Source organism: Streptomyces sp. bgisy100 (genome assembly GCF_057709105.1).
The window spans coordinates 1-575 of record NZ_JBYITE010000121.1 but is presented as its reverse complement, the minus strand read 5'-3'; the positions used below and the strand labels follow the sequence as shown (position 1 = coordinate 575).

Genomic DNA, 575 nt, shown 5'->3' with positions numbered 1-575 from the left:
GGTGGCCATCGCCACCTCCGAGGCAGAGGTGCGCAGTCGGCTCCACGATGCGGCGGGTGTGTCGATCGCTGCGGTCAACGGCCCGCAGTCGGTGGTGATTTCCGGTGATGCGGATGCGGTGCTGGAGGTGGCCGAGCGTTTCTCCGCGGCCGGGGTGAAGACGTCGCGTCTGCGGGTGAGTCATGCGTTCCACTCGGCTCATATGGACGGGATGCTCGACGCTTTCCGTTCGGTGGTGGAGAAGCTGTCGTTCGAGGCTCCGCGGATTCCGGTCGTCTCCAACGTCACGGGTGTCCTGGCGACGGCGGAAGAGCTCTGTTCGCCGGAGTACTGGGTGCGGCATGTCCGTGAGGCGGTGCGGTTCGCCGATGGCATCCGAGCCCTGCACGCCGAAGGTGTGTCGCGGTTCCTGGAGCTGGGGCCGGACGGTGTCCTCACGGCCATGACCCGCGGTTGCCTCCCCGACGACAGTGAGGCACTGCTTCTCCCTTCCCTTCGCCGTGACCGGCCGGAGGCGGAAACACTCCTGGGTGCGGTCTCCGGCCTGCATGTTCACGGCGTGGAGATCGACTGGC

General features: G+C 67.3%; 1 protein-coding gene. It reads left to right on the top strand.

Going from position 1 to position 575, the window contains the following annotated elements; translation table 11 throughout:
* Positions 1 to 575 (top strand): acyltransferase domain-containing protein (locus AC3EQ1_RS31335; RefSeq protein ID WP_432097688.1); only part of this gene is annotated, 575 nt, incomplete at both ends.